This window comes from Pseudorhodoplanes sp. (assembly GCF_035565855.1).
In the GTDB taxonomy this organism is placed as follows: Bacteria; Pseudomonadota; Alphaproteobacteria; order Rhizobiales; family Xanthobacteraceae; genus Pseudorhodoplanes.
Window position 1 is genome coordinate 1 of sequence record NZ_DATMRX010000125.1, and the last position, 3,521, is coordinate 3,521.

General features: G+C 63.4%; 4 protein-coding genes. 1 reads left to right on the forward strand and 3 read right to left on the reverse strand.

The window, feature by feature from the left end:
• Positions 1 to 76 precede the first annotated feature (76 nt).
• On the reverse strand, positions 77 to 247 hold the full coding sequence (locus VN004_RS07075) for a hypothetical protein (protein WP_325608382.1): 171 nt from the start codon (positions 245 to 247) through the stop codon (positions 77 to 79).
• Positions 248 to 411: 164 nt separating this feature from the next.
• Positions 412 to 1,827, reverse strand: coding sequence for an outer membrane protein (locus tag VN004_RS07080; RefSeq protein ID WP_325608384.1), 1,416 nt, complete (start codon positions 1,825 to 1,827; stop codon positions 412 to 414).
• Positions 1,828 to 2,065: 238 nt separating this feature from the next.
• On the opposite strand from VN004_RS07080, the gene VN004_RS07085 reads away from it, so the two are divergent.
• On the forward strand, positions 2,066 to 3,043 hold the full coding sequence (locus tag VN004_RS07085) for an AraC family transcriptional regulator (protein WP_325608386.1): 978 nt from the start codon (positions 2,066 to 2,068) through the stop codon (positions 3,041 to 3,043).
• Between the two features lie 41 nt (positions 3,044 to 3,084).
• Here the strand turns inward: VN004_RS07085 and VN004_RS07090 are convergent.
• On the reverse strand, positions 3,085 to 3,521 hold a 437-nt coding region (locus VN004_RS07090), incomplete at its 5' end, for a serpin family protein (protein ID WP_325608388.1).

The following is a 3,521-nucleotide window of genomic DNA, read 5'->3' on the forward strand; positions in this document are numbered from 1 at the left end:
CTTTCCGGCACGATCGTGATCGGCGAGGACCTGACAGAGATCAAGGTGATGTGAAGCCGCGCCGCCGGGGGCCGGCCTACCGGATCGTGCCGGTGGATGCCTGCGCGACGGCGGTTGAAGTGAACCGGCCGCTCGGTCGCAATTCTGGCTGAAACAATCTGCTCTCGAGCGTGGCCACCCGGGCCACGGACTCCAGCGAAACATGGACCGCGAACTGGGAGCCCGCGACCAGCAGCACCGCGATCATGCCTGCACAAACGGTTCGATGTGACATGGGCCCGACCTTAAGACTTACTTAACCATAAGTCCCGGAACGGCCTTCGCCCAGCACTATTTTGGCTGGCGATATGGCGATGCCCGTCGCGGACATCGCGGTACGCGGCTCGAAAGGCGCGCGCGGCCCGAGGTGGGTCAATCGATCCGGTAGTTCACGCCGAGACGAACCATATCGAGGCGGTGGTCGAAGCCGTAAGGTGGCGGCGCGCCGATCGTCGTCTGCTGCGGCGCAGACTTGTTAAACTGCGCGTGCAGATATTCGGCCCGGACCGACCAGTTGCGCGAGAACGCATATTCCAGACCGCCGCCGATCACGGCGCCGTACAGCGTGTCGGTCCGCGCGTACAGAATCTCGCGAGGAAAGTTCGGGATAGTGATATTCGCGCGGAGCACCGCGTCTTCCACATGCGCGACGGCAAGACCGCCGGTGGCGTAGACGAGCCAGTCAGGCGTCACGGACACGCCAGCGCGCAGTCGCGCGGTCGCAAGCCAGTCGTAGCGGGAGGCGAATGTTCCGGTATCCGGCGCCCCGACGAACAGCGGCATCGCCGTGGCTTCCGCCTTCCCGCTCAGGCCGCTGAAATCGACTTCCCCGCCGACCACGAAGGCGCCGGCCTGCCAGTTATGGCCGAGCTGACCGCCGCCGATGAATCCGCGGCTGCTGAGCTTCGGCAAGGACATGGTGAGACAAAGGAGAGCCGGGCATTGGTTGTCCGCCGTCGCGAATGTATTGGATTGCGTACGGACATAGCCGGCATTGAGGCCCGCGTAGAAGCCCGACCATGACATAGGCGCCGGCGGCAGCACGCCGTGCGCCGCATAGGCGCTGCGCGGGCCGGGATCGAGGCGATAGTTCAAACCGCCGCGCACCACGCTCATCGAATGCTCGAAGGCCACCGGGCTTCCCGCCACGGTACCGGGCGTCGTCCATTGCGGCAGGATGTCATTGAACCAGGCGTGCAGATACTCCGCCTTCACCGACCAGTTCGGCGATAGCGCATATTCGATTCCGCCGCCGACGACCGCGCCAAACTGGGTCCGCGTCTCGGTCCAGATGCTGGTCGAGGGAATGGTCGGAAAGCTGAAGGCGGCGAGATCGGTGACGCGCGTCATCGCAAGGCCGCCCGTCACGTAAGCCAGGAAGGCTGGCGTGACCGCCACGCCCGCGCGCAGCCGCGCCGTCGCCAACCAATCGTAACTCGACGACAAGGCAAGGTTGTTCGACATCGGCTCCGTCGTCCAGAACGGATCGACGAAGCCGTCCTTCCTTGCCTTCATCCAGCTGAAGTCGATCTCGCCGCCGTATACGAAGCGGCCCCATCGCGCGTTGTATCCGAGCTGGGCGCCTCCGATCGCGCCGGGTGAATTCAGGCTTGCCAAAGCAGCCGGCACCGTATTTCCGGCGGGATCGGCAACATAGGAGGCGTAAGGATCGGCGCGGCCCCAAGCGTAACCGAGATTGCCGCCGACATAGAACCCGGTCCAGCTTTCGTAAGGCACGGCCGCCGGTTGCGCTTTGACTGCGATGTCGGCGCCATGCGCAACCCGCACCTATGCCGCAGAAGTGAACGCGCATGTGACAACGAGCGCGGCCGCGCCAGTCCGATTCCAGGCCATGAATGATTGCCCCGCAATTCCTGATTCAATGCGAGGCACGCTAGGAGTGCTTCCGGCCGCGATCTCGGACTATGAGGAACGGATCACAGGACTGGGCGGAAATCGCTTTATTTTGAATACTTTGTTGCGTCGCGGTGACATAAGAAGGAGCCTTCTCACCAAGGACCGCAATATGACCTCTGCGAATGGCGAGATGACAACCCTGCGCTTTTCGACCGCGGAATTTTCCGGCCCTAGCGCAACTGACGAATTTGTCGAAATATTCGGCCGCACCATTCTGCGCCTCGAGATCGAGCGATTGCCGTTTCACGAACTCGAAGCCGAGATGTCCTTGCGCTCCTTTTGCGGGGTCGGCATGGCGTCGGGCGCGCTTTCTCCGATGCGCAATCATCACCCCGAAAGCCTGATCGACAACGACGATCTTGTCCTCGTCTACATCTACGACGGGCTCGGCGTCCTGGATCAGCGCGGCAAGAGTTACGAGGTCAGAAGCGGACAGGTGGCCCTTACCGACAATGGCGTAGCCGGCATATTCACCGGCTATTCCTTGCGCGCCGTCAATCTGCGCTTCAGCCGCGCGCGGCTTGCGCCGCAGATCGCCGACCTCGACAGAGCCCTCCTCGCGCCGATCGTGGTGGACAGTCCGGCCCTGCGCTTGCTGGCAAGTTATGCGAGTTCATTGAGCAACGAGGCATTGCTCGCCACGCCCGAACTTCGCTGGGCGGTCGCGGCGCACATGCACGATCTCGCTGCGCTCGCGATCGGAGCGACCGACGATGCCGCCGAGATCGCGCGCGATCGCGGCCTGCGCGCCGCGAGACTGCACGGCATCAAATCTCACATCGTTCAGCATCTCACCGACGCTTCGCTCTCCGCAGAATCGGTGGCGTTGGCGCATGGAATCTCGCCGCGATATGTCCGCATGCTGTTCGAGCGGGACGGCACGAGCTTCTCGGAATTCGTACTCGGGCAAAGGCTGCAGCGCGCCCATCGCCTGGTCCTCGATCCGCGCTTTGCGGCGCATACCATTAGTGGAATCGCATTCGATTGCGGGTTCAGCGACCTGTCCTATTTCAACCGCACCTTCCGCCGCCGCTATGGCGCATCGCCCTCGGACATCCGGCAAGCCGCGCTCAAGCGGGATGGATAGTTCGAAACAATGGATAGTGCGAAACGTATGTCGGAACCAACCTAGCTCCGCGGATCGCTGACGCGACCTGCGAACAGGATCGCCCCGGTCTTGTCGTCGGCGATGACGAACATGAACGGCCGGTCGACGGTGAACCGCTCCGGCTGATGGCCGGGCGCCATCGTGCGGGTCGTGACCACGACGGCCGTCGCTCCGGCAGCTTCCGTCCCTTCCTCGGCGACCTCGATCACCGCACGATGCGCGATCTGGTCGATGGTCGATTGCGCCTTTTCGCGCGGCTGTCCGGTCAGGCCGGACAGGTCCGATTGCGCCGGGTCGAATACCTTGCGCATGCCGAGCGGCTTGAACGGCGCGATCAGGTCGGCGGCGAATTCGAATTTGAACTTCGGCAGGCTCAGCGCGACTTGCCGCTTCTGCGCCTTGAGCAGCGCCTGTGTCAGCGCGTCGAGTTTCGCCGCATCGAAGCCCGCGATCACCT

What these genes read in the sequence shown, in the direction of transcription:
- VN004_RS07075 (WP_325608382.1), bottom strand. Translation starts at nt 247, where the DNA reads ATGATCGCGGTGCTGCTGGTCGCGGGCTCCCAGTTCGCGGTCCATGTT.
- VN004_RS07085 (WP_325608386.1), top strand. Translation starts at nt 2,066, where the DNA reads ATGACCTCTGCGAATGGCGAGATGACAACCCTGCGCTTTTCGACCGCG.